The organism is Microbacterium sp. S1037 (assembly GCF_048381605.1).
GTDB classification, from domain to species: Bacteria; Actinomycetota; Actinomycetes; order Actinomycetales; family Microbacteriaceae; genus Microbacterium; species Microbacterium testaceum_B.
The window spans coordinates 216,460-236,895 of record NZ_JBLWIG010000003.1 but is presented as its reverse complement, the minus strand read 5'-3'; the positions used below and the strand labels follow the sequence as shown (position 1 = coordinate 236,895).

Here is a 20,436-nt window from a genome sequence, read left to right as displayed (position 1 = left end):
GCTTGTGAGACCACCATGACGTACGGCGACCTCCGCGACGACGCCCAGCCCATCTGCCCATCGTGCGGCATCACGATGCACCCCCTGATCGATGAGGGCCTCGAGGCGGACGAGTGCCGCGACTGCGGGTTCCGGCTGGCGTGGGCGGACGGCGCCGACTCCTCGGAGAGAGACGACGAGGCTTCGTCCGGCTGGTGGTGAGCGCGAGCGGAACCTCCGCGGTCAGTCTCCGCTGCGCAGGTCGGCGACCGTTCGACGTTCGAACACGATCTCGTCGAAGGCGACACGGCATCCCTCTCCGGTCGGGCTCTGCACCTCGAAACCGACGGTCAGGGCATCGGCGACGCCCGGCAGCGTGAAGGCCCGGACGAAGCTCCACCCCTCGCCGTCGTGGGCGTGGAACGCGAGGAGGTTTCCGACGCGCGCGATGCGGAGGCGCGCGTCGCGCGAGTGCACGACGAACCCGTTCGCGTCGTCCGAGACCCCTTTCGTCACGACCGAGACGACCATCGACGCCCCGGCCGGGGAGCGCTCGAAGCACAGCTTCGCCCACGTCGTGTCGTCGACCCACGCGAGCAGGACCCCTGCGTCGAACGTCGCCCCGAAGTCGGGCGTCACCCGCGCGGCCAGCGTGAAGTCCCCCGCCGGCGGCGTGCCGAGCAGGGTGTGCGCGTTCAGCAGCGTCTCGGCCGCGACGCCGCTGACGCCGCTCGGGTCGACGAAGAGGTCGGTTCCGGCCGGGGCGGTCCCTTCGATTCCGGATGCCGTCGGCGTCCACGCCGATCCTTCGGAGGCGTGGAGGGCGAAGGGGAGGGTGGGAAGGTGCACGGCATCAGCCTTTCTGTATCGGACGAGTCATCGAGCGTGGCGAGGGGTGCTCACCAACCGGTGCTGAGCACACGGTCGAGGGCGTCGGCGAAGACGTCGACCGAAGCGCGCGTGACCACGAGCGGCGGCTTGATCTTGAGGACGTTCTGGTGGTCGCCGGTGGGCTGCATGATGACGCCGAGCTCGAGCAGCCGGTCGCAGATCGCCGCGGTCTCGGCCGTGGCGGGCTCGAGCGTTTCGCGATCCCGGACGAACTCCAGGCCGAGGTAGAGGCCGGAGCCGTGGACGGCGCCGATGAGGGGGTGCTTCGCGGCGAGCCGTTCGAGGCGCTCCTTGAGGTGCGAACCCACCGCGCGGGCGTTTTCCTGCAGGCCCTCCCGCTGGACGACATCGAGCACCGCCGTGCCGATGACCGCCGAGACGGGTGAGCCTCCGGTCGACGAGAAGAAGTACCCTCCCGAGCGGTAGCGGTCGGCGATCTCTCGACGCGTGATGACGGCGCCGACGGGCTGGCCGCCGCCGATCGACTTCGCGACGGCGACGATGTCGGGCACCGCCCCCTGCTGCTCGAAGCCCCAGAACCACTCACCGAGCCGGCCGTAACCGACCTGCACCTCGTCGGCGATCGCCAGGCCGCCGTGTCGACGGATCGCCGCATACACGTCGCGCAGGTAGCCGTCGGGCAGCGCCACTCCGCCCGCGTTCCCGAAGTACGTCTCGGCGATGAAGCCGGCCGGCGGGCGACCGGATGCCGCGAGCTCATCGATCGCCGCGACGGCTTCGGGCGCGTAGCGCGCGGCATCCGCTCCCCGGTGCTTCCCGCGGTAGGAGTTGGCGGCGTCCACGGTGTGCACCCAGTCGGGGCGCGTGGACAGGGCGTTGGGGTTGTCGGCGATCGAGGTCGACACGGCGTCGCTGGCGTAGGTCCACCCGTGGTAGGCCTCCCGCATCGCGACCATGTCGGGCCGACCGGTCGCGGCCATCGCCAGGCGGATCGCGAGGTCGGTGGCCTCGGAGCCGGAGTTGACGAAGAACACCGTGTCGAAGCCCTCTGGCAGTGTCGCGGCGATGCGGTCGGCGTAGTCGGTGATGGCGCGGTAATGGAAGCGCGAGTTGGTGTTCAGCAGGTGCATCTGACGCGAGCCCGCCGCCACGACGTGCGGGTGCGCGTGCCCGACGGAGGCGACGTTGTTCACCATGTCGAGGTACACGCGCCCGTCCACGTCGATCAGGTACTCGCGCCACCCTCTCTCGATCCGGGGCGGGAGCGTGTAGTAGTGCTCCTGCACCTCGGCCAGCACGTCGTGGCGGCGCGCGAGCACGTCGTCGGCGGTCGGCACCGTCGAGAGCGCGCCGATCGCGGCCCCGGGATCGCCCGCGACTTCCCGCCACGCGGCGGCGAAACCAGGCGAGACGCGGGCCGGCGGCGGTGGCGTTCCGGCAGCCGAGCGGCGCATCGACAGGCGCGTGCGCGCGGGCAGGATCCCGGATGCCGCACCCTCACCCGTACCGAGGATCGTCAGGGTCTCGGCATCCGAGGTCAAGGTGAGCGACCCGTCGTCGAGGACGACGGCACCGTCGAGCCGCACAGGCGCCGCGAGCCACACCAGGACGTCGGTGGGGATCGTCTCGATCGCGGAGGGCAGGGGTTCGGTCGTTCCGGTGAGCCGCGCCTTCCACGCGGGCACCGTGACCATGTCGGCGCCGTCGTCGAGGGCGGCTCGCGCGGCGGTGTCGAGGGTCGCGGCGTCGAGCCAGGCCCCTGCATCGTTCAGCGGCGACTCCGTCGAGGCGTCGATCTCGACATGACGGGCGGGAGACAGGATGCCGACACCCGGCCACGCGCGTTCGGGGGCACCGGGGCGGCCCAGCGCGGCGCGCGTCGCGGCGGTCAGGACGGGGATCGGCACCGAGGCCGACTGCTGGAGGATGCGGAACTCGCGGTCGAGAGCGACCGTGGCGTACGTGTTCTGCTCGTCGACGCGCACCTGAGCGCGGCCGCTGAGCACGAGCACGGCTCCGCGCAGGATGACGAGGGGCCACAGAGCGGTGATCTCGTCGTCGGTGAGACGGCGGTGGCGGTCGAAGGCGCGGACGGCGGCGAGCGCGCTCTCGGGGGATGCACCGTCGTGGTGGAGGATCGACGACACGGTCACCGCGATCTCACCGACGCGCCACGATACGCAGGCGTCGCCGAAGTCGATGACCGCGTCGGGCACCGCGGCGCCGGGGGCGCACAGCACGTTGTCGTCGGTGACGTCGAAGTGTCCTGCCTGGCGGGGAAGCTTCGCCTCGACCGGGGCGAGGGCAGCTCGAGCGGCGTCGGTGGCACGGCGGACGATCTCGCGCATCTCGATATCCGGCTCGAGCGGGAGCAGGGTGTCGATCACGCGCGTGGCGTGCTGGGGATCCCACTGGAGGACCCGACCGGACGCCGGGTGGGTGAAGTCCGCGAGCGCCAGACTGACCTTTCCCGACAGGTCGCCGAGAGCCTCGACGACGGCGGGAGACAGGTAGGCGGATCCCATGAGGGTATGACCGGAGATGTTCTCGATCACGCGGGCGTGGATGCGTCCCTGCGACGATTCCCACCACGTGGACATCGCGCCCCGCGGTCCCTCGACGATGCGCGGGACGCGGACGGAGGGGCTCCGCTCGGCGACCGTCGCAGTCGCGGCATCCTGCATGTCGATCTCGGCCTCGCTGAACACCGGGTTGCTGAGCTTGAGCACACCCAGGGGTTCGGTGGAGCCGCGCGGGAAGACGCGGAAGTTCTGATCCTGCTGGCTGCCGAGGGCGTGCACGTCGATCTCGACGCCGAAGGTCTCGGCGAAGAGACGCTGCACCTCGCCGTCCGAGAGCGTCGGGGTCGGCAGGTCGACCTGGGTGAAGTAGTCGAAGACGTCGGTCATCGCGGTTCCTTGGGTGTGAGTTCCCGGGTTCCCGGGGTGAGGGGTGCGGGGACGAGCGGGGAGGAAGAGGGCTCGCCGTCGATGCGCGGGGTCATCCCCGCTCCTCGTCGATGGAGTTGGCACCGTCGACGACGAGGACCTGGCCCGTGATGTAGGAGGCGTCTACGCCTGCGAGGAAGCAGACGGCGGCCGCGACCTCTTCCGGCGTACCGGATCGACCGACCGGCGTCGCCCGGCCCATCGAAAGCTCGTGCTCGCTCGACGACGAGGTCGCGATCCAGCCCGGGGCGACGGCGTTGACCGTGATGCCCGAGGCCGCGACGTCGATGGCCGAGCCCCGCGTGAGACCGACCATTCCTGCTTTGGCAGCGTGGTAGGCGACATCGCCCCGGTAGGCCATCACCGGGCCGGAGAGGGAAGCGACGTTGACGATGCGCCCGTATCCGGCCGCCCGCATCGCCGGCACGACGGCGCGCGTCATCCGCAGGGCGGTCGTGAGGTTGCGATCGAGCGAGAGGAGCCACTGCTCGGTGGTGATGTCGTCGATCGCCGCCGGCGCATCGGCCTTCGACACCGACGTCAGGCCCGCGTTGTTGACGAGCACCGTCGGGGTGCCGAACGCCTCGTGCGCCGCGGTGACGACCGTGTCGACGCCGCCCTGCTCCGTGAGGTCGGCCACCACGCCGTGCGCGTCGATCCCCGCGCGCCGGAGGTCGGCCGCCCGTTCGTGGATGCGGTCGGTCGTCGAGGTGACCACCACCTTCATCCCGGTGCGGCCGAGCATCGTGGCGACGGCGGCGCCGATCCCCTCGGCGCTGCCCGCACCCGTGATGATCGCCACCTGGTTCAGCGTGCTCATCTTCTCTCGCTCTCTCATGGTCGTGCGGCTCCGAGGATCCGTCCACTGTTGATCGTGTGTCGCGCGGCGTGGAGCAGTGCTTCCGCGGTCTCCAGCGAACCGCGGCGGCGCGACGCGGCGTACTCGCCCCGCGCCGTTCCCAGACGCGACGTCCACACCGCCGCGTTGGTGACCAGGCGCGCGGCCGCGAGGGGAAGGACGACCGCGGCTTCGTCGGGGGTGACCGAAACCGTCTCCGCCCATCCGTTCAGAACTGCTTCGAGGGCGGCGACAGGATCCGGGCGGTGCCGTGCGGCGTAGGCACCGGCGATCACCGGCTCCGAGATGCGCAGGCTCGGCAGCATGTCACCGAAGTCGATGATGCCCGTGACCGAGGTCGGCGCGGACTCGGGTCCGACCAGGACGTTGGCGCCGTGCAGATCGTGATGGACGAGGGCCCGGGGAAGGCGATCCAGCCTCGGCTTCAGCTCCGCCTCGAGGAGAGCGCCCACCGCGAGGGCGGCGCGCTCGAGTCGCGAGACGTCCTCATCGCTGAGGCGAAGCCGCCCCTGCTCGCGGAGGACGACGGTGCGCGCGACAGCCCGATCGATCGTCTCTGTCGATCGCGTGATCTCCCACGAATGCTCGGGCAGGTCGCTCGGTGCGCTCTCGAGCCCCAGGCGACGGTGAAGGCGCGCCGCCACGCGGCCGATCTCGCGCAGCAGCCCTTCGGTCGCGCCCGCACGCTCCACGGGTGTTCCCGTCAGCCAATCCGAGACCTGGACCAGCATGGCTCGGGACCCGTGATTCGTGGTGACCGTCAGCTCCCCCTCGACGTCGCGAAGAGGACGAGCGACTGGGAGCCCCGCGTGCGCGAGCCGATCCACGACCTCGTGATGCCATCGGACGGCGCTGTGGGCGGGCGCATCCGCCCCGAAGACCTTGACCGCGAACGCTCGACCACCCTCGACCTCAGCCCGGAACACCGCGGCGCTCTCGGCACCGAGGGCCTGCAGGCTCGTGGCCCGGACGCCGAATCGGCGCCGAAGGCTCTCGGCGACCACCTCGGTGGGCACGCGCACATCCCCGGCACCGTCGAGCGAGGGCCGAGCGGATGCCGGGACCGTGTCGCCCGTGAAATGCATGAGGCTAGAGTACCCATATTGGTCACCAATATTCGAGTTGGTGACCAAATGGAGGGAAGATGGGTTCCGCGGAGCGGATGCACATGGTGAACAGCTTCGACCCCGCCGCGGGGACGAACCTCGGGCCCAGAGCCTCGGCGCTGATCGAGCGGCGCCGGCGGGTCCTCGGTGCGCCCTACCGGCTGTTCTACGAACGTCCCGTCGAGGTCAGGCGCGGAGAAGGCGCACTGCTCTTCGATCCGGACGGCCTCGACTACCTCGATGCTTACAACAACGTGCCGGTGGTCGGCCACGCCAACGCGCGCGTGCGAGCCGCCGTCGCCGAGCAACTCGGACGAGTGAACACCCACACCCGCTACCTGACCGACGAGATCGTCGACTACAGCGAACGACTGATCTCGCTCTTCCCCGAGCACCTGGAGCAGGTCGTCTACGCCTGCACCGGCAGCGAGGCCGTCGATCTCGCCCTCCGGATCGCGGCGCACGTGACGCGCGCGTCGGGCATCGTGATCACGACGAACGCCTACCACGGCACGACCCGGGCAAGCGCCGCCGTCTCGCCCAGCCTGGGGCCGAACAACGCGCTTCCCCCGCACGTCGTGACCGTTGCCGCGCCCGACCCGCTACGTGACCCCGTCGAAGACGGGGTCACGGCCGCCCTCTTCGCCCAACGTGTCGGGGACGCGATCCGGCAACTCGAGCGCCGAGGCGTGACCTTCTCCGCACTGATCATGGACTCCGTGCTTTCCAGTGACGGGCTGGTCACGCACCCGGAGGGCGTGTTGGGCCCCGCCGTCGAGGTCGCGCGGGGCCACGGCGGTCTGTACATCGCCGACGAGGTGCAGTCGGGATTCGGGCGCCTGGGGGCACCGTGGTGGGGCTTCTCGCGACACGGCGTGGAACCCGATCTCGTCGTCCTCGGAAAGCCGATGGGCAACGGCCTGCCGATCTCGGCGGTGGTGGGGCGCCGTGACCACCTGGAAACGTTCGGACGCGACGTCCGCTACTTCAACACCTTCGGGGGCACGCCCGTGAGTATCGCGGCGGCGACCGCCGTCCTCGATGAGATCGAGGAACGCGAGCTCCGGGCGAACGCCGCCGCTGTGGGGACGGCGCTGCGAGAGGGGCTTCACGCCCTCGCCGACAGCGACCCCCGCCTCGGACAGGTGCGCGGGGAGGGCCTCTTCCTCGCGGTCGAGGTCGTTCAGCCCGACGGCACGGATGAACATGCCCCCGACGCGACTCTGGCGGGCCGAGTCGTCAACGGCCTCCGAGACAAGCGCGTCCTGGTGAGCGCGTCCGGGCGATACGAGAACGTCGTGAAGATCCGCCCGCCCCTCGTGTTCACTCGCGAACACGCCGACCGACTGCTCACGGCGCTCGATGAGGTTCTCGCCGAGACGCGGGGCGCGGGCTCCGCTGCTCGCGACACCGACGGTTCGGCCGGAGGCAGCGCGGGCGGTCCGGTGAGCCGCGCGGGGAACCGGCTCCACCGATGAGGCACGCGGACCGGCGATACACTGACGACGCCGCGGCCGCCGGACCAGGCTGCTCACGGCACTCACCCGTCACGGCCAGGAGGCGATGATGGTGGCACCCTCACTGATCGCCGATCACCTGCGCGACGAAATCTTCGATCTCCGCCTCGATCAGGGCGAGCCGATGCGCGAGATCGCGATCGCCGAGCGCTTCGGCGCCTCGCGCCGGTCGGTCCGCGAGGCACTCCTCATGCTCGCGAACGAGGGCGTGGTCACGCACGAGAAGCACCGGGGTGCGCGCGTACGCTCCTTCACGACGGATGACGTCACCGACCTCTACCGGGCCCGCGCCGTGCTGGAGGGAACAGGGGCGCGCGCGTGCGCCACGGCACCCGATTCCGCGCTCGACGCCGTGATCGTCGCGCTGGCCGACCTGCGCCGCGCCGCCGCCGAGGGGCAGAACTCCGCCCGCCACGCGCGCGCGGACGTGCACTTCCACGCGTCCGTGATCGCGCTCGCGCAGAGCCCCCGCCTCGACCGCTTCTTCGCCTCGATCCGCAGCGAGATGACCTTCGCGATCCGCCTGCTGCAGCGCCGCGAGGTGTTCGCCGGATGGGGAGAGGAGGACGCGCTGCGCGAACACGTCGTCATCGCCGACGCCATCGTGCAACGAGACGCGGATGCCGCGGAAGAGGCCGTCCTCGAGCACATCCGCGTGAACCAGCGCGTGCTGAGCGGGATCACGGCGGGCGATGACTGAACACGCCGAGGGCGCGCGGAGCAGATCGGTTCGCGAGGTCCTCCGGAACGTGCTCGCGGGATCGTGGGCGATCGTGGCGGCACCGCTCGTCTGATGGTCCGGCGTGGAGTTGTGGCGAGAGGTGACTCCGTGCGCACCGCGGATTCTCCTGGCAACCGTCGTCCTCACCTGGGGGGATCTTGTTCATGGCGGTGGGCGCCGGAGCCGTGCCGGCCCTGGTCGCGAGGATGACCGGCGCCCTCTGGCTTTCGTGGCTTGCCCTTCTGCCGTCACTCGCCGTGCTCGGGTTGTACGCGATGATCATGATCTCCGCGACGTCGTTCGGCCTCTCCGAGCACCCGGACCGCGTCCCCGCGGCGATACCCGACATCTTCGTCAGCTTCGCTCCATCGGTGGCTCTGGTGGTCTCGAACCTCATCGCATTCGGCGCACAGAGAGGTTGCGCCGGACACTCATCGCTTGGTCGACATGGGCAGCGGTGATCGCCTCACTGGCCCTTCTCGCCGCACTCACTGTGCAGTCCGCCTGCTGAGTGTCACGGCCTGCGTGCGGGAAACCGGCTTCCCCGCCCCGCGAACGAAGAAGCCCCGGCGTGAACCGGGGCTGATCGAGGATTCTGTAGCGGGAGCGGGGCTTGAACCCGCGACCTCACGATTATGAGTCGTGCGCTCTCACCAACTGAGCTACCCCGCCGCACGGCATCCGGTGTTCGAAAGTGATGCCTTGAGCCCCGAGTCAGGATTGAACTGACGACCCCTTCCTTACCATGGAAGTGCTCTGCCACTGAGCTATCGGGGCGTACCCGGATCTCTCCGGGCAACTAGAAGAGGATATCAGAGCCGAGGCCCGATCCCCCAATCGGTCAGCCTCCCGCGTGCTGCCGCAGCCACGCGATCGGGTCGATCGGCGTGGTGCCGTTCTGAAGGATCTCGACGTGCGTGTGGGCACCGAACGAGCGGCCGGTGTTACCGGTGCGTCCGAGGAACTGTCCGACGTGCACGTGCTCGCCCGGGGTGACCTGCAGCGAGCCGTACTGCATGTGTCCGTAGCGGCTCGAGACGAGCTGGCCGTCGATCTCGTGGTCGATCAGCACGGTGACGCCGAAGGCCCCGCCCTGCTCGGTCGCGATGCGGACGGTTCCGTCGGCGATCGCCTGCACGGGTGCACCCTCGCCGGGCACGAAGTCGGCACCCTCGTGGAAGCCGCCATCGCGCATGCCGAAGCCGTAGGAGATGGACACGCCGACCGCGAAGGGCCACTGGATGGGCGAGTTCGGGTTGTTGACGTAGAAGTTCGACGGGTACTTGATGCCCGAGTCGATGGCCATCTGCGCGTAGGTCGACGCCTGGTAGCCGTCGTCGGCGCGGTCGACGACGGCGGCCTGCGACTCGGCGGGGGCAACGTACGCCTGGATGGCCTGGCTGTCGCCGACGTCTCCGCCCGACGTGTCACCGGCCGCGAGCGTGACGGTCGCGGGCTGGGTGGTCTCGGGCGCCGTGACGCTCGACGTGCCGCTGGCCGAAGCCAACGCGCTCACGGGCATGGTCATGCCGACGGTCATCAGGCCGACGAGACCCATCACACCGACCGAGAACGACGCGGCCGCGATGCGTCGGCCGTTCCGGCGCGTGCGGGGAGCCGCGGCGGCGGGGAGTCCCTGAGTGACCGGCTGGGTGGGAGCGGCGACCTTGGGGGCCGACTGCACGGGGGTCTCGCCCGTGAAAGCGAAGAGGCGGGCGGCCGCCTCGAATTCGTCGACGACGTCGCTGTCAGCGGGCGCGGCCGCGGCCGGACCGAAAGAAGCACCCGTGGGAGCGTCCTGCGCGGCCTCGGGCTTCACGGTCTGGGGCTGCGCCTCGGACGCGACCGTGTCCGCGGCCTTCGCGGCGACCGAGGGCCGACGACGGGTCCGCCGGGTGGCGGGAAGAGTGATGGGAGAGGTCGGCAGCGCGACCGGGGTGGTCGCGGTCGCGGGCTCGGCGCTCTGCAGGATGACCGCGACGTCGCCCTCGTCGGACTGACGCTCGTCGACGACGGTCACCGACAGGGCATCAGCGTCGGCGTCGGCGGAGGAGGAATCGGATGCCAGGACCTCGACGCCGGCCTCGGCGGGGCGCTGCTCGGAAACCGGGGTCACCTCGGCCGCACGGGTCGACCGGCGGCGGGGAGGGAGCGTGGGCTCGATCGTCGCCGCGATGACCGTCTCGACGACGGCCGCGGCGACCTGCTCGACCATGGCCGACTGGGCGGCCACCTCGGCATCGACCGGGGCGGGTTCGCTGGGGGTGGCGGCATCCGGAGTCGACTCATCCAGGACGGCGGGAGCGGTGCGGCGGCGCATCTCGGCCCGCGTGAGCTGCGGGGTCGAGGCGGGCACGGCGGTGGGTCGACTGGATCGCCGGGTGCGGGCGGGCTCAGTCTCTGGGGCTTCTGACGGCAACGCGCGATGGCTCTCGTGTCGTGTCGCAGGCGCGACGGCTTCGGGCTTTCGGGGCTTTTGCCATTTCCGCTTGTTCGGGTCGCGAAAATAACGATCGGGTAAACAGACTAACCCGGCGGGACTGTGAATGCCATGAGTACGGCCCCGATCTCACCTGTCGTAGTCGAGCAGCTCCTCGAGGCGCGGGAAGAACGCGGGGCCCGCGGCGATGACCATTCCCTTGCCCGGACGGCCTCCGGGAGCACCGCCGAGCACCCCACCCGCCTCCTCGACGAGGAGCGCCCCCGCCGCGTGATCCCAGGGATTGGTGCCCTTCTCGTAATAGGCATCCATTCGTCCGGCGGCGACCGAGGCGAGGTCGAGCGAGGCGGCCCCGATGCGTCGCACGTCGCGCGCGATGGGCATGACGCGGCCGAGTTGCGCGAGGGTGGGCGCGTGCGTGGCGGGGTCGTATCCGAAACCGGTGGCGACGAGACCTCCCGCCTCCCCCACATCGTTCGTCACCGCGAGACGCGTGTCACCGAGCCAGGCGCCCCCGCCGCGTGAGGCGCGGAACATCTCGCCGGTCAGGGGGTTGCAGACCGCACCGGCGAGCGCGACCCACTCGGCCGGATCGGCGGGACCCTCGACGGCGGCGATGCTGACCGCCCACGCCGGGATGCCATAGGCGTAGTTGACGGTGCCGTCGATCGGGTCGACGACCCACGTGACCCCGGTGGCGCTCTCCGTGGCCGCGGACTCCTCGCCGAAGAACCCGTCCCCCGGACGCACGCGCTCCAGCTCGGCGCGCACGAACGCCTCGACCTCGCGGTCGGCGGCGGTGACGATGTCGGCAGCGGCCGATTTGGTCGCGGCGACCGTCACTCCTTCTTCTCGGCGGCGACGTGCGAGGTCACCGGCCTCTCGGGCGATGCGGGTGGCGATGTCGAGCAGTTCCGCGGCGAGGGTCATGGCATCCACGCTACTGCGCCACCCCCTCGGTCGAATCCGTCGTCGTCGTTAGCGTGGGGGCATGACCGCTTCGGAAACTCGCCGGTACGACGTCGTCATCGTGGGAGGAGGGCACAACGCCCTCGTGGCCGCGGCCTACCTCGCCCGGGCAGGGCGATCGGTGGTGGTTCTCGAGCGAGCGGATGCCGTGGGCGGCGCCGCCGTGTCGGAACGACCGTGGGCGGGGGTCGATGCACGGCTGTCGCGGTATTCGTACCTGGTGAGCCTGCTCCCGCAGAGGATCATCGACGACCTCGGCCTGCGGATCGACCTGCGGCGCCGCCGATACTCGTCGTACACGCCTGATCCGGCGGATCCGTCGCGCGGCATCCTGATCGACACACAGGATGCCGAGGCGACCGCCGCCTCGTTCACCCGGACGTTCGGCGACGCCCGCGAGGCCGAGCGGTACGCGGCGTTCGGAGAGCGACTGAGGCCGCTCGCACGCGCCGTCTTCCCGACGATGACGGATCCGCTGCCAACGGAGGACGAGGTCCGGGAACGGCTGGGGGACGACGAGCTGTGGTCCGCCCTGACCTCGCGACCACTCGGCGACCTGCTGCGATCGTCGTTCGAGAGCGACCTCGTCCGCGGGATCGCGCTGACCGACGGGCTCATCGGGACCTTCGCGTCGTCGGACGATCCGTCGCTGGCGCAGAACCGTTGCTTCCTCTACCACGTCATCGGCGGCGAGACCGGCGACTGGGACGTCCCCGTGGGCGGGATGGGCGCCGTCACGGCCGAGCTCGAGCGGGTCGCGCGCGAGGCCGGAGCCGACATCGTCACGGGGATCGACGTCGTGTCGGTCTCGCCCGACGGCGAAGTGCACGGCGTGACCGACCGGCCCGAGGTGTTCTACGGCTCACTGGTGCTCAGCGGTGTCGGAGAAGCAGTGCTCGCGCGGCTCCTGACCGCCGGCGGGACACCCACCTCGGTCGACGAGCCGGAGGGGGCACAGGTGAAGGTCAACATGCTGCTGTCGCGGCTTCCGCGTCTGCGCGATCGCTCCGTCTCGCCCGAGGCGGCGTTCGCGGGCACCTTCCACGTCAACGAGACCATGACGCAGCTCGACTCGGCCTTCGTCGCGGCGACGGGAGGGATGCTGCCCGACCCGCTGCCGCTGGAGATTTACTGCCACTCGCTCACCGATCCGTCGATCCTCGGCGAGGAGCTGCGCGCGAGCGGGGCGCAGACACTGACGCTGTTCGGCCTTCACGTGCCGCACCGCCTCATCGACGGCGCCGACCCCGTGGCTGCCGGCGCGCGCCTGTTGGCGGCGGCGCAGCAGTCCCTCGACGCGGTGCTCGACGAACCGCTGCGGGACTGCATCCTGCGGGCACCGGACGGCCGTCTGTGCATCGAGGCGCGCACCACGGCGGATCTCGAGGAATCGCTCAACATGGTCGGCGGGAACATCTTCCACGGCGGACTGTCGTGGCCCTGGCTGCCTGCTCCCGCCGCTACCCCGGCCGGGCGATGGGGCGTCGCGACAGCACACTCGCGCGTCCTGCTGTGCGGGTCGAGCGCGCAGCGCGGCGGCGCGGTGAGCGGGATCGGCGGGCAGAACGCGGCGATGGCGGCATTGGAGATTCTCGCGGGGTGAGGAGGGTGGGGGCGCTCGAGGTCGGAGGCCTCGAGTGCGACGGCGACGGCGCGCGCGTACTCGGGTGAGATTCCGCGACAGCGGGGTGAGTTCGATGGAGAGATTCGAACATAGTTTCTATCGTGGAGCCATGACCGATCTCCTCGCTCCCCCCTCTCCCATGGGGCCGAGTCCCGACGACGGCGACCGCCTCCGCGCGCTGGTCGCCGAGATCCGCGCGGTCACCGCCGATGTCGCGCGCCTGCAGGCCACGCTGATCAGGCGGCGAGCAGAGGTCATGCAGATCGCGCTCGCAGAGGTCGCACGGGCAGGCTCCCGCGCGTCACGAGGACGCGAGATGCCGATCCGTTCGGCGGCTCTCGAGATCGCGGTGGCGACGAAGTCGCACGACCTGACGGTCCAGCGAGAGCTCGACGACGCGTACACGCTGACCGAGAAATTCAGCTCAACGGTCGATGCGCTCGAATCGGGTCGCATCACGCTCCGGCACGTTCAGGCGGTGCTCGAGACAGGGGTCGTCATCGACGACGACGAGACGCGAAGAGGGTGGGAGGAGGTCGTTCTCTCCCGCGCGGAACGAGACTCCCCGGCGCGCGTGCGGGCCTTCGCGCGCGAACTCGCGGAGAGTGTTCAGCCGGAGGGGATGACAACTCGGCATGCCCGCGCAGCACGAGCGCGGGGAGTGAGCGTTCGCGACCTCGCGGACGGCATGGCCGAGCTGAGCGTCATCCTGCCCGCGACCGTGGCCTATGGCATCCGGGACCGTCTGCGCCGACAGGCCGCGGTGATCCGGGCGTCGAGCAGAGCGGTGGCTGGAGACGGCGGAACCGACGAGCTCGCGACGGGCGGGCTCCCCGGTGACACCGCGACAGCGGCCGATCGCGCGACCCCTTCACGGGCGGACACCCCTCGGCTTCCCCTGACGAGCGGACGCTCGCGCAGATCGGGGCCGATCTCTGCGCCGACCTTCTCCTGACGGCCGCTCCGACGATCGACCCGACGACCGAGGCGACGTGTCCCGGCGGGCTCGGCGCGATTCGCGCTCAGATCCAGATCACCGTGCCCGTGCTGACGCTCCTCGGGCACACCGACGCGGGTGCGGCCGTCGCCGGGCGAAGTCCCATCGACCCGGAGTCGGCACGGCACCTCGCTGCCCACGCTCCGGGGTGGGATCGCGTCCTGTGCGACCCCGTCACGGGCACGGTGCTCGAGGTCGACCGTTACAGCCCGTCCGCCGTCCAGCGCCGCTACCTTGCTGCGCGCGACCAGCACTGTCGCGCTCCGGGGTGCCGTGCACCGCTGACCCGGTGCCAGCTCGATCACAATCACGAAGCACAGCACGGCGGCGCGACCACGCTGACGAACCTGTGCCACCTGTGCGTGCGGCATCACACCCTCAAGACCGAGACGGCGTGGAGCGTGACTCAAGAGCCGGACGGCACGCTCCACTTCCGCAGTCCCCTCGGGCAGCGCGTGACCGAGACTCCGCCGCCGCGGATCATGTTCCTTCCGGATTCCGACGGAGCGGGCGAGGGCCACACGACAGGGACCTCGACCCCGCCGGACGCCGCGCCGTTCTAACCGGAAGCGACAACCTCGAACAGACGTATCCGGAAGCGAGGCGAGAAGTCTTGCCAGGCCGTCAGCGCGCCTCTATCCCTTCCTCTTCCCCTTCGTCGCCCGCGACATGTGCCCGGAGGACGTCGATCATGGCGCCGACCGCCTGCATCAACACGACGGTCGACGGCTCGGCGTACCCGAACACGAAACCCGCGGGAAGCGGCGCAGACGCAACGCCAGCCGCATACCGTGACAGCGGTTCGACCCGCACACCGCTCTCAGCCATGCCGGCCACGATCGCGCGCTCCGTGTCGAGTCCCTGTCCGGGGAGCAGGACCACGGCGTGCAGTCCACCGTCCGTCGCCACGAGTTCGACCCCCGGCACGCTCGCGAACGCCTCGAGCAGCAGCCGTCGGCGATGCCGGTAGTCGCGCCGCCGTCGGGCCGTATGGCGGGCGAGCGCACCCTCAGCGAGGTACAGCGCGAGCGCATGCTGCTGCACGAGAGAGACCGGGAGATCGAGGTCCTCCCGTGTCGCGCGGATGCGCTCACCCACCGCCCCGGAGGCAACGACCCACCCGCACCGCAGCGCCGGCGCCAGGACCTTCGACATGCTGCCGATCAGCACCACGCGCGACGGATCCAGGAGCGCCAAGGGCGGCAGGGGTGCCCGCCCGTGCGGGAACTCACTGTCGTAGTCGTCCTCGACGACGATCACGTTCTCCTCTGCGGCCCAGGCCAGAAGGACCGCCCGCTGTTCGGCATCCAGTCGGCTGCCCAGCGGGTAGTGGTGATTCGGCGTCACGATCAGCGCGTCGAGATCGCGGTGCTGAGCGAGGGCGTCGAGAGCCAGCCCCGATCCCACGCGCACGGGGATCGGCACGGAGTCGATACCGAGACGCCGAAGGACCATGCGCACGCGAGGGTAGCCCGGGTCCTCGATGCCCACGCGGAGTCGCCCCCGACCGCGCTCGGATCCGAGCGCGAGCAGGGTCAGCAGCATCGCATCGCTCGTGCCGGCGGTGACGATGACGTCGTCCACCGCGACCCCGAGACCGCGGGTGCGCCCGAGGTGTCGCGCGATCTCGGTCCTCAGCGCGCGAAGGCCCTGAACGTCGTCGACATCCGACGCCGGATCGAGGGCTGCGGCCCGCCGCCAGGCCGAACGCCAGGCTGCGTCGGAGAGCCCCTCGGTGCGGGGACGACCGGGACTGAGATCGACGTCGTCATGCGACACGGCCGCGGGGGCCACCGTCGACGCGGGTCGCTCGGCGGAACGGGGGACGACATCGGCGACGACCGTCCCTCCTCCCGGAATAGCGAGGAGGTAGCCCTCGCCCGCGAGGATCTCGTACGCCGCCACGACGGTTCCCCGTGCGACCCCTAGATCGGCGGCGAGGGCACGCGTCGAGGGCACGGGCTCTCCCCCTCTCACGCGCCCCTCGAGAACGGCGGCTCGCACGCCGTGCGCGATTTGCTCGTGCAGGGGCACGATGGAGCGTCGATCCAGGATGCCGAGGGAGATCACCGGGACAGTGTGTCACTGGTCCATCAGAAACGGTGTGAACTGGCCTATGTCCTAGACCAGTCGACCCGATGGAATCGGAGGATGATCGACCTCCCTCTCACCGCTCAGACCCGCATCCGCCGCGAAGCCCACCACCAGGTCACCGACCGCGCGGCCCTGTACGACGTGATCGACGGTGCCCTCTCCGGCACCATCGCGATCGTGCGCGACGATCGCCCCGTGGCGCTCCCCATAGGCATCGGCCGCGACGGAGACGACCTCCTCATCCACGGATCGACCGGGAGCGACTTCTTCCGCCGGATCGCCGCGGGCGCGCCGGTGTGCGTGACGGTGACGCACCTCCTGGGTCTGAAGTACGCGCGCTCCCTCTTCGACAGCTCGATGCGATACCGGTGCGCGGTCGTGCACGGGGTGGCATCCGTGGTCCCCGCCGACGAGAAGGAGGCGGCGCTCCTGACGCTGTCTGAGCACCTCATGCCGGGGCGCGGCCTCGAGGTGCGGCCGATGACGACGCGGGAGCTGGCCGCGACGTTGGTGCTGCGTATTCCGCTCGCCACGGCCAGCGTGAAGGACAACGCCGGATCGATGGTCGAGGAGGACGACGACGGCGAGGACCGCGCGGTCTGGGCCGGAACCCTGCCGCTACGGATGAGCGTGGGCGAACCGGTCACGTCCCCTCAGACGCGGGAGGGGACGCCGGTTCCGCCCTCGGTTCAACGGGCAGCCGCGCGGGTGACGGCCTCGGGCACGGCCTGAGCCGCGGCGGGTTCCGGCCCCGCGGCAATGCCCGACGGCGCGCGAGAAGTCAGCCAGCAGGCACCAGCGACGGCACCGCGTACCGCCGCGGCGTTCCGAAGCGGTGCGCCGTGATCGACACGGCCTGCTCCCGCAGGAACGGCAGCAGCTCGACCTGCCCGGCGCGGGTGACCTCGCCCGCGTACACGGCCACGGAGGGCGAGCCCCCGGTGGCTTCCGCGACCGCGGCGATCGACCCGCCCAGCAGACGCACGCGGCCACCCGAACGCGCGAGACGCGCGGCGCGACGTCCCCACTCCGCGGCGTCCTCGACGGCGAAGCGGACGCTCGCTCCCTCGAGCCACGCGCGCACCGCGGGCGACAGCTCTCGCGCGGAGCTCACGACGACGGGGGAACCGGCGCGAATCCCCGCGGCGACGACCCGCACCAGCGCCGTCTCCGACGCCTCCTCCACCCGCACGGTCACCGGCACCGCCGCGTGCCGCAGCACGTTCTGCTCCGACTCGAGCCCCGTCACATCGCGGGCGAGCGAGAACTCCGACGCCCACGCGGAGGCGTCGTTCGCGAGAGCGGATGCCAGCCACGCGCGGTCCGCGGCGGGCACGGCGGCGAGCGCCGGGGCGGCGAGTGCGTCCGGACCCGCGGCGGCCCCGCCCTCGGCATCCGCCCACGACCCGAACCCGAACAGGTAGTGCGGTCCGCCGGCCTTGGTTCCCGCACCCACCGCCGACTTCTTCCAGCCGCCGAAGGGCTGGCGCTGCACGATCGCTCCCGTGGTGCCGCGGTTGACGTAGACGTTGCCCGCCTCGATGCGCGCGAGCCACGTGTCGATCTCGGCGGCGTCGAGCGCGTGCAGACCGGAGGTGAGGCCGTACTCGATCGCGTTGACGATCTCGATCGCCTCGTCGAGCGTCTCGGCGGTCATGATGCCGAGCACGGGACCGAAGTACTCCGTCCGATGGAAGGCGCTGCCGGGCTGAACGCCCTCGCGGATGCCGGGACGCCACAGCCGACCCTCGTCGTCCAGGCGGCGCGGCTCGACGACCCAGCGCTGGCCGGGCTCGAGCGTCGTCAGTGCGGTGAGCAGCTTGCCCTGTGCGGGCTCGATGAGGGGGCCGACGCGCGAAGCCTCGTCCCACGGCATCCCGACCTCGAGCGAGGTCACCGCGTCGACGAGTTGGTCGCGGAAGCGGCGCGAGCGGGCGACGGAGCCGACGAGGACGACGAGGGATGCCGCGGAGCACTTCTGTCCGGCATGCCCGAACGCCGACATCGCGATGTCCTTCGCCGCGAGGTCGAGGTCGGCGCTCGGGGTGACGATCACGGCGTTCTTGCCGCTCGTCTCGGCGAGCAGCGGCAGGTCGGGGCGGAAGGAGCGGAACAGCTCGGCCGTCTCGTAGGCGCCCGTCAGCACGACGCGCTCCACGGCGGGGTGGGTCAGCAGTTGCCGGCCCAGATCGTTCTCGGACACCTGCACGAGCTTCAGCACCTCGCGCGGAACGCCCGCCTCCCACAGCGCCTCGACCATGACGGCACCGGAGCGCTCGGCGAGTGCCGCGGGCTTGATGACGACGGCGGAGCCCGCGGCGAGCGCCGCGAGAGTGGAGCCTGCGGGGATCGCGACGGGGAAGTTCCACGGCGGGGTCACGACGGTGACACCGACGGGGGTGAACCGCGCTCCGTCGACCGACGCGAGCGCCCGCGCCTGCTCGGCGTAGTAGTGCGCGAAGTCGATCGCCTCCGACACCTCGGGGTCGCTCTGCTCGATGACCTTGCCGCACTCGGCGCCCATGACCTCGATGAGGTCGGCGCGACGCGCCTCGAGGGCATCGCCGGCGCGGTGCAGGATCTCCGCGCGACCCGCGGGACCGAGCGCGCGCCACGCGGCGGCGGCGTCCGCGGCATCCTGGATCAGGGTGTTCAGGGCGTCTTCGTCGGTCACGGTGTGGGCGGCGATGGTCGCGCGGCCGAGGTCGGAGTCCCGCATGCGCGCCACGATTCCCGCGGCCCACCGCCGGTTCGCCTCGATCGCCGGGTCCGAGTCGGGGGTGTTGCGGAACCCGTGCGACGGCGCGGGAACCGCAGGCGCACTTCGGTCCTGCACCCGGTTCGAGGCGGGAACACCGGAGGGCATCTCGGCGAGGGATGCCAGGAAGCGATCACGCTCACGCGCGAACAGCGCGTGGTGCGTGTCGAGGTCGAACACCGCCGACATGAAGTTCTCGCTCGACGTACCTTCCTCGAGCCGTCGGATGAGGTACGCGATCGCGACGTCGAACTCCTGCGGGTGGACGACGGGCGTGTACAGCAGGATCGAGCCCACCGTCCGACGAACCACCGCCTGTTGGGCGCTCGCCATGCCGAGGAGCATCTCGATCTCGATGCCCTCCGCGACGCCCCGCCGCTCCGCCAGCAGCCAGGCCAGCGCGACGTCGAACAGGTTGTGTCCCGCGACGCCGATCCGCACGTTCTTCGTGTGCTCCGGCCGGAGCGCGTAGTCGAGCACCGCCTTGTAAGAGGCGTCGGTCGCCTGCTTCGACGGCCAGGTCGCGAGCGGCCAGTCGTGCACGTCGGCATCGACCCGCTCCATGGGCAGGTTCGCACCCTTGACGACGCGCACCTTGATGGGCGCGCCCCCGGATGCCACCCGCGCGGCGGTCCACTCCTGCAGGCGGATCATCGCGGCGAAGGCATCGGGCAGGTAGGCCTGCAGCACGATGCCGGCCTCGACACCGTGGAACTCCGGCTCGCCGAGCAGGGTCTCGAACACCGCGAGGGTGAGGTCGAGGTCTTTGAACTCCTCCATGTCGAGGTTGAGGAAGGTGCCGGTCTGCTTCGCCACGCGGTACAGCGGGCGCAGGGCCGACACGGCATCGGCGACGGCGGCGTCGAACGCCCACGGCGTGTGCGGGGCGACGGTCGACGAGACCTTGATCGAGACGTAGTCGACGTCGTCGCGAGCGAGGAGCTTGCGGGTACCCGCGAGCCGGCGCGCGGCCTCCTTCTTGCCGAGGATCGCCTCGCCGAGCAAGTTCACATTGAGACGGATGCCGTCGCCCCGGCCGCGGATCGCGGTGATGGCCGCGCCGAGCTTGCGATCGCTCGCGTCGACGATGAGGTGACGCACCATCGACCGCAGCGCGAGGCGGGCGGCGGGAACCACGACCTGCGGCAGGATCGGCGCAGCGAGAGCACCGAGACGGATCGCGGCCTTCAGGTGCAGCGGGAGAAACCCCGGGATGAGCGGGGTCAGCGCGGCGAGGTTGCGCGCGGCGACCCGCACGTCCTCGGGGCGCACGACACCGTCGACGAAACCGACCGTGAAGTCGAGGCCGTGCGGATCGCGCAGCACACCGGCGAGGCGCTCGGCCGAGACGTCGACGGGCTCTTCGCGACTCTCGGCGAGCCAGCGGCGCACGAGGGCGATCGCCTCGTCGGCGAGCTCGTGCGGAGACACGAGGGCGGCGGGAGTGGCGGGGGCGTGCTGGTCGGTGAGCGACATGGCGATCCTTCCTCGGATGCCCTCAGTGTGCAGCCCGCATCTCATCGGGAAAAGCGATCAATAGCGATGGGTTATCTTCGATGAAAGCGAAGGGAT

General features: G+C 70.9%; 16 protein-coding genes and 2 tRNA genes. 8 read left to right on the top strand and 10 right to left on the bottom strand.

What is annotated here, in order from left to right; genetic code table 11:
• Positions 1-15: 15 nt before the first annotated feature.
• Positions 16-201, top strand: coding sequence for a zf-TFIIB domain-containing protein (locus tag ACMW4R_RS16175; RefSeq protein ID WP_418300415.1), 186 nt, complete (start codon positions 16-18; stop codon positions 199-201).
• A 21-nt stretch (positions 202-222) separates the two neighbouring features.
• On the opposite strand, the gene ACMW4R_RS16170 is transcribed toward ACMW4R_RS16175, so the two are convergent.
• The 4 genes from ACMW4R_RS16170 to ACMW4R_RS16155 all read right to left on the bottom strand — a co-directional run bounded on the left by ACMW4R_RS16170 (position 223) and on the right by ACMW4R_RS16155 (position 5,723).
• On the bottom strand, positions 223-828 hold the full coding sequence (locus tag ACMW4R_RS16170; protein WP_418300414.1) for a DUF1349 domain-containing protein: 606 nt from the start codon (positions 826-828) through the stop codon (positions 223-225).
• 50 nt (positions 829-878) lie between these two features.
• Entirely contained in the window at positions 879-3,740 is a 2,862-nt protein-coding gene (locus ACMW4R_RS16165; protein ID WP_418300413.1) for an aminotransferase, read from the bottom strand.
• 91 nt (positions 3,741-3,831) lie between these two features.
• Complete coding sequence (locus tag ACMW4R_RS16160; protein ID WP_418300412.1) at positions 3,832-4,599, bottom strand: SDR family NAD(P)-dependent oxidoreductase; 768 nt, start codon at positions 4,597-4,599, stop codon at positions 3,832-3,834.
• Between the two features lie 14 nt (positions 4,600-4,613).
• Positions 4,614-5,723, bottom strand: coding sequence for a phosphotransferase (locus tag ACMW4R_RS16155; RefSeq protein WP_418300411.1), 1,110 nt, complete (start codon positions 5,721-5,723; stop codon positions 4,614-4,616).
• An 83-nt stretch (positions 5,724-5,806) separates the two neighbouring features.
• Between ACMW4R_RS16155 and ACMW4R_RS16150 the strand changes: the two genes are divergently transcribed.
• The 3 genes from ACMW4R_RS16150 (at position 5,807) to ACMW4R_RS16140 (ending at position 8,443) form a co-directional block, all read left to right on the top strand.
• Positions 5,807-7,222, top strand: coding sequence for an aspartate aminotransferase family protein (locus ACMW4R_RS16150; RefSeq protein WP_418300410.1), 1,416 nt, complete (start codon positions 5,807-5,809; stop codon positions 7,220-7,222).
• A gap of 88 nt (positions 7,223-7,310) precedes the next feature.
• The gene (locus tag ACMW4R_RS16145; protein WP_058613706.1) at positions 7,311-7,961 is read left to right on the top strand and encodes a GntR family transcriptional regulator; all 651 of its coding nucleotides are present in this window, start codon (positions 7,311-7,313) and stop codon (positions 7,959-7,961) included.
• A 185-nt stretch (positions 7,962-8,146) separates the two neighbouring features.
• Complete coding sequence (locus ACMW4R_RS16140; protein ID WP_418300409.1) at positions 8,147-8,443, top strand: hypothetical protein; 297 nt, start codon at positions 8,147-8,149, stop codon at positions 8,441-8,443.
• Positions 8,444-8,580: 137 nt separating this feature from the next.
• Here the strand turns inward: ACMW4R_RS16140 and ACMW4R_RS16135 are convergent.
• The 4 genes from ACMW4R_RS16135 to ACMW4R_RS16120 form a co-directional block, all read right to left on the bottom strand.
• A tRNA-Met gene (locus ACMW4R_RS16135) sits at positions 8,581-8,654 on the bottom strand.
• Between the two features lie 33 nt (positions 8,655-8,687).
• A tRNA-Thr gene (locus ACMW4R_RS16130) sits at positions 8,688-8,759 on the bottom strand.
• 64 nt (positions 8,760-8,823) lie between these two features.
• Entirely contained in the window at positions 8,824-10,338 is a 1,515-nt protein-coding gene (locus tag ACMW4R_RS16125; protein WP_418300408.1) for a peptidoglycan DD-metalloendopeptidase family protein, read from the bottom strand.
• A gap of 213 nt (positions 10,339-10,551) precedes the next feature.
• Complete coding sequence (locus ACMW4R_RS16120; protein ID WP_418300407.1) at positions 10,552-11,352, bottom strand: inositol monophosphatase family protein; 801 nt, start codon at positions 11,350-11,352, stop codon at positions 10,552-10,554.
• Between the two features lie 61 nt (positions 11,353-11,413).
• Between ACMW4R_RS16120 and ACMW4R_RS16115 the strand changes: the two genes are divergently transcribed.
• The 3 genes from ACMW4R_RS16115 (at position 11,414) to ACMW4R_RS16105 (ending at position 14,575) form a co-directional block, all read left to right on the top strand.
• On the top strand, positions 11,414-12,994 hold the full coding sequence (locus tag ACMW4R_RS16115; RefSeq protein WP_418300406.1) for a phytoene desaturase family protein: 1,581 nt from the start codon (positions 11,414-11,416) through the stop codon (positions 12,992-12,994).
• Between the two features lie 130 nt (positions 12,995-13,124).
• Positions 13,125-13,970 (top strand): DUF222 domain-containing protein, encoded by an 846-nt coding sequence (locus tag ACMW4R_RS16110; RefSeq protein WP_418300405.1) that lies wholly within the window; start codon positions 13,125-13,127, stop codon positions 13,968-13,970.
• Positions 13,937-14,575: an HNH endonuclease gene (locus ACMW4R_RS16105; protein WP_418300645.1), complete on the top strand. Its 639-nt coding sequence runs from the start codon at positions 13,937-13,939 to the stop codon at positions 14,573-14,575. Before ACMW4R_RS16110 ends, ACMW4R_RS16105 begins: the two co-directional genes overlap by 34 nt.
• A gap of 61 nt (positions 14,576-14,636) precedes the next feature.
• Here ACMW4R_RS16105 and ACMW4R_RS16100 read toward each other — a convergent pair whose 3' ends face one another.
• Positions 14,637-16,082, bottom strand: coding sequence for a PLP-dependent aminotransferase family protein (locus ACMW4R_RS16100; RefSeq protein WP_418300404.1), 1,446 nt, complete (start codon positions 16,080-16,082; stop codon positions 14,637-14,639).
• Positions 16,083-16,163: 81 nt separating this feature from the next.
• On the opposite strand from ACMW4R_RS16100, the gene ACMW4R_RS16095 reads away from it, so the two are divergent.
• Positions 16,164-16,838, top strand: a complete 675-nt coding sequence (locus tag ACMW4R_RS16095) for a pyridoxamine 5'-phosphate oxidase family protein (RefSeq protein WP_418300403.1) — start codon at positions 16,164-16,166, stop codon at positions 16,836-16,838.
• A 49-nt stretch (positions 16,839-16,887) separates the two neighbouring features.
• On the opposite strand, the gene ACMW4R_RS16090 is transcribed toward ACMW4R_RS16095, so the two are convergent.
• Entirely contained in the window at positions 16,888-20,340 is a 3,453-nt protein-coding gene (locus tag ACMW4R_RS16090; RefSeq protein WP_418300402.1) for a bifunctional proline dehydrogenase/L-glutamate gamma-semialdehyde dehydrogenase, read from the bottom strand.
• Positions 20,341-20,436 lie beyond the last annotated feature (96 nt).

Coding starts and splice junctions, on each gene's coding strand:
- ACMW4R_RS16120 (WP_418300407.1), bottom strand. CDS start 11,352: ATGACCCTCGCCGCGGAACTGCTCGACATCGCCACCCGCATCGCCCGA.
- ACMW4R_RS16175 (WP_418300415.1), top strand. CDS start 16: ATGACGTACGGCGACCTCCGCGACGACGCCCAGCCCATCTGCCCATCG.
- ACMW4R_RS16090 (WP_418300402.1), bottom strand. CDS start 20,340: ATGTCGCTCACCGACCAGCACGCCCCCGCCACTCCCGCCGCCCTCGTG.
- ACMW4R_RS16160 (WP_418300412.1), bottom strand. CDS start 4,599: ATGAGCACGCTGAACCAGGTGGCGATCATCACGGGTGCGGGCAGCGCC.
- ACMW4R_RS16150 (WP_418300410.1), top strand. CDS start 5,807: ATGGTGAACAGCTTCGACCCCGCCGCGGGGACGAACCTCGGGCCCAGA.
- ACMW4R_RS16140 (WP_418300409.1), top strand. CDS start 8,147: ATGGCGGTGGGCGCCGGAGCCGTGCCGGCCCTGGTCGCGAGGATGACC.
- ACMW4R_RS16110 (WP_418300405.1), top strand. CDS start 13,125: ATGACCGATCTCCTCGCTCCCCCCTCTCCCATGGGGCCGAGTCCCGAC.
- ACMW4R_RS16145 (WP_058613706.1), top strand. CDS start 7,311: ATGGTGGCACCCTCACTGATCGCCGATCACCTGCGCGACGAAATCTTC.
- ACMW4R_RS16095 (WP_418300403.1), top strand. CDS start 16,164: ATGATCGACCTCCCTCTCACCGCTCAGACCCGCATCCGCCGCGAAGCC.
- ACMW4R_RS16115 (WP_418300406.1), top strand. CDS start 11,414: ATGACCGCTTCGGAAACTCGCCGGTACGACGTCGTCATCGTGGGAGGA.
- ACMW4R_RS16165 (WP_418300413.1), bottom strand. CDS start 3,740: ATGACCGACGTCTTCGACTACTTCACCCAGGTCGACCTGCCGACCCCG.
- ACMW4R_RS16155 (WP_418300411.1), bottom strand. CDS start 5,723: ATGCATTTCACGGGCGACACGGTCCCGGCATCCGCTCGGCCCTCGCTC.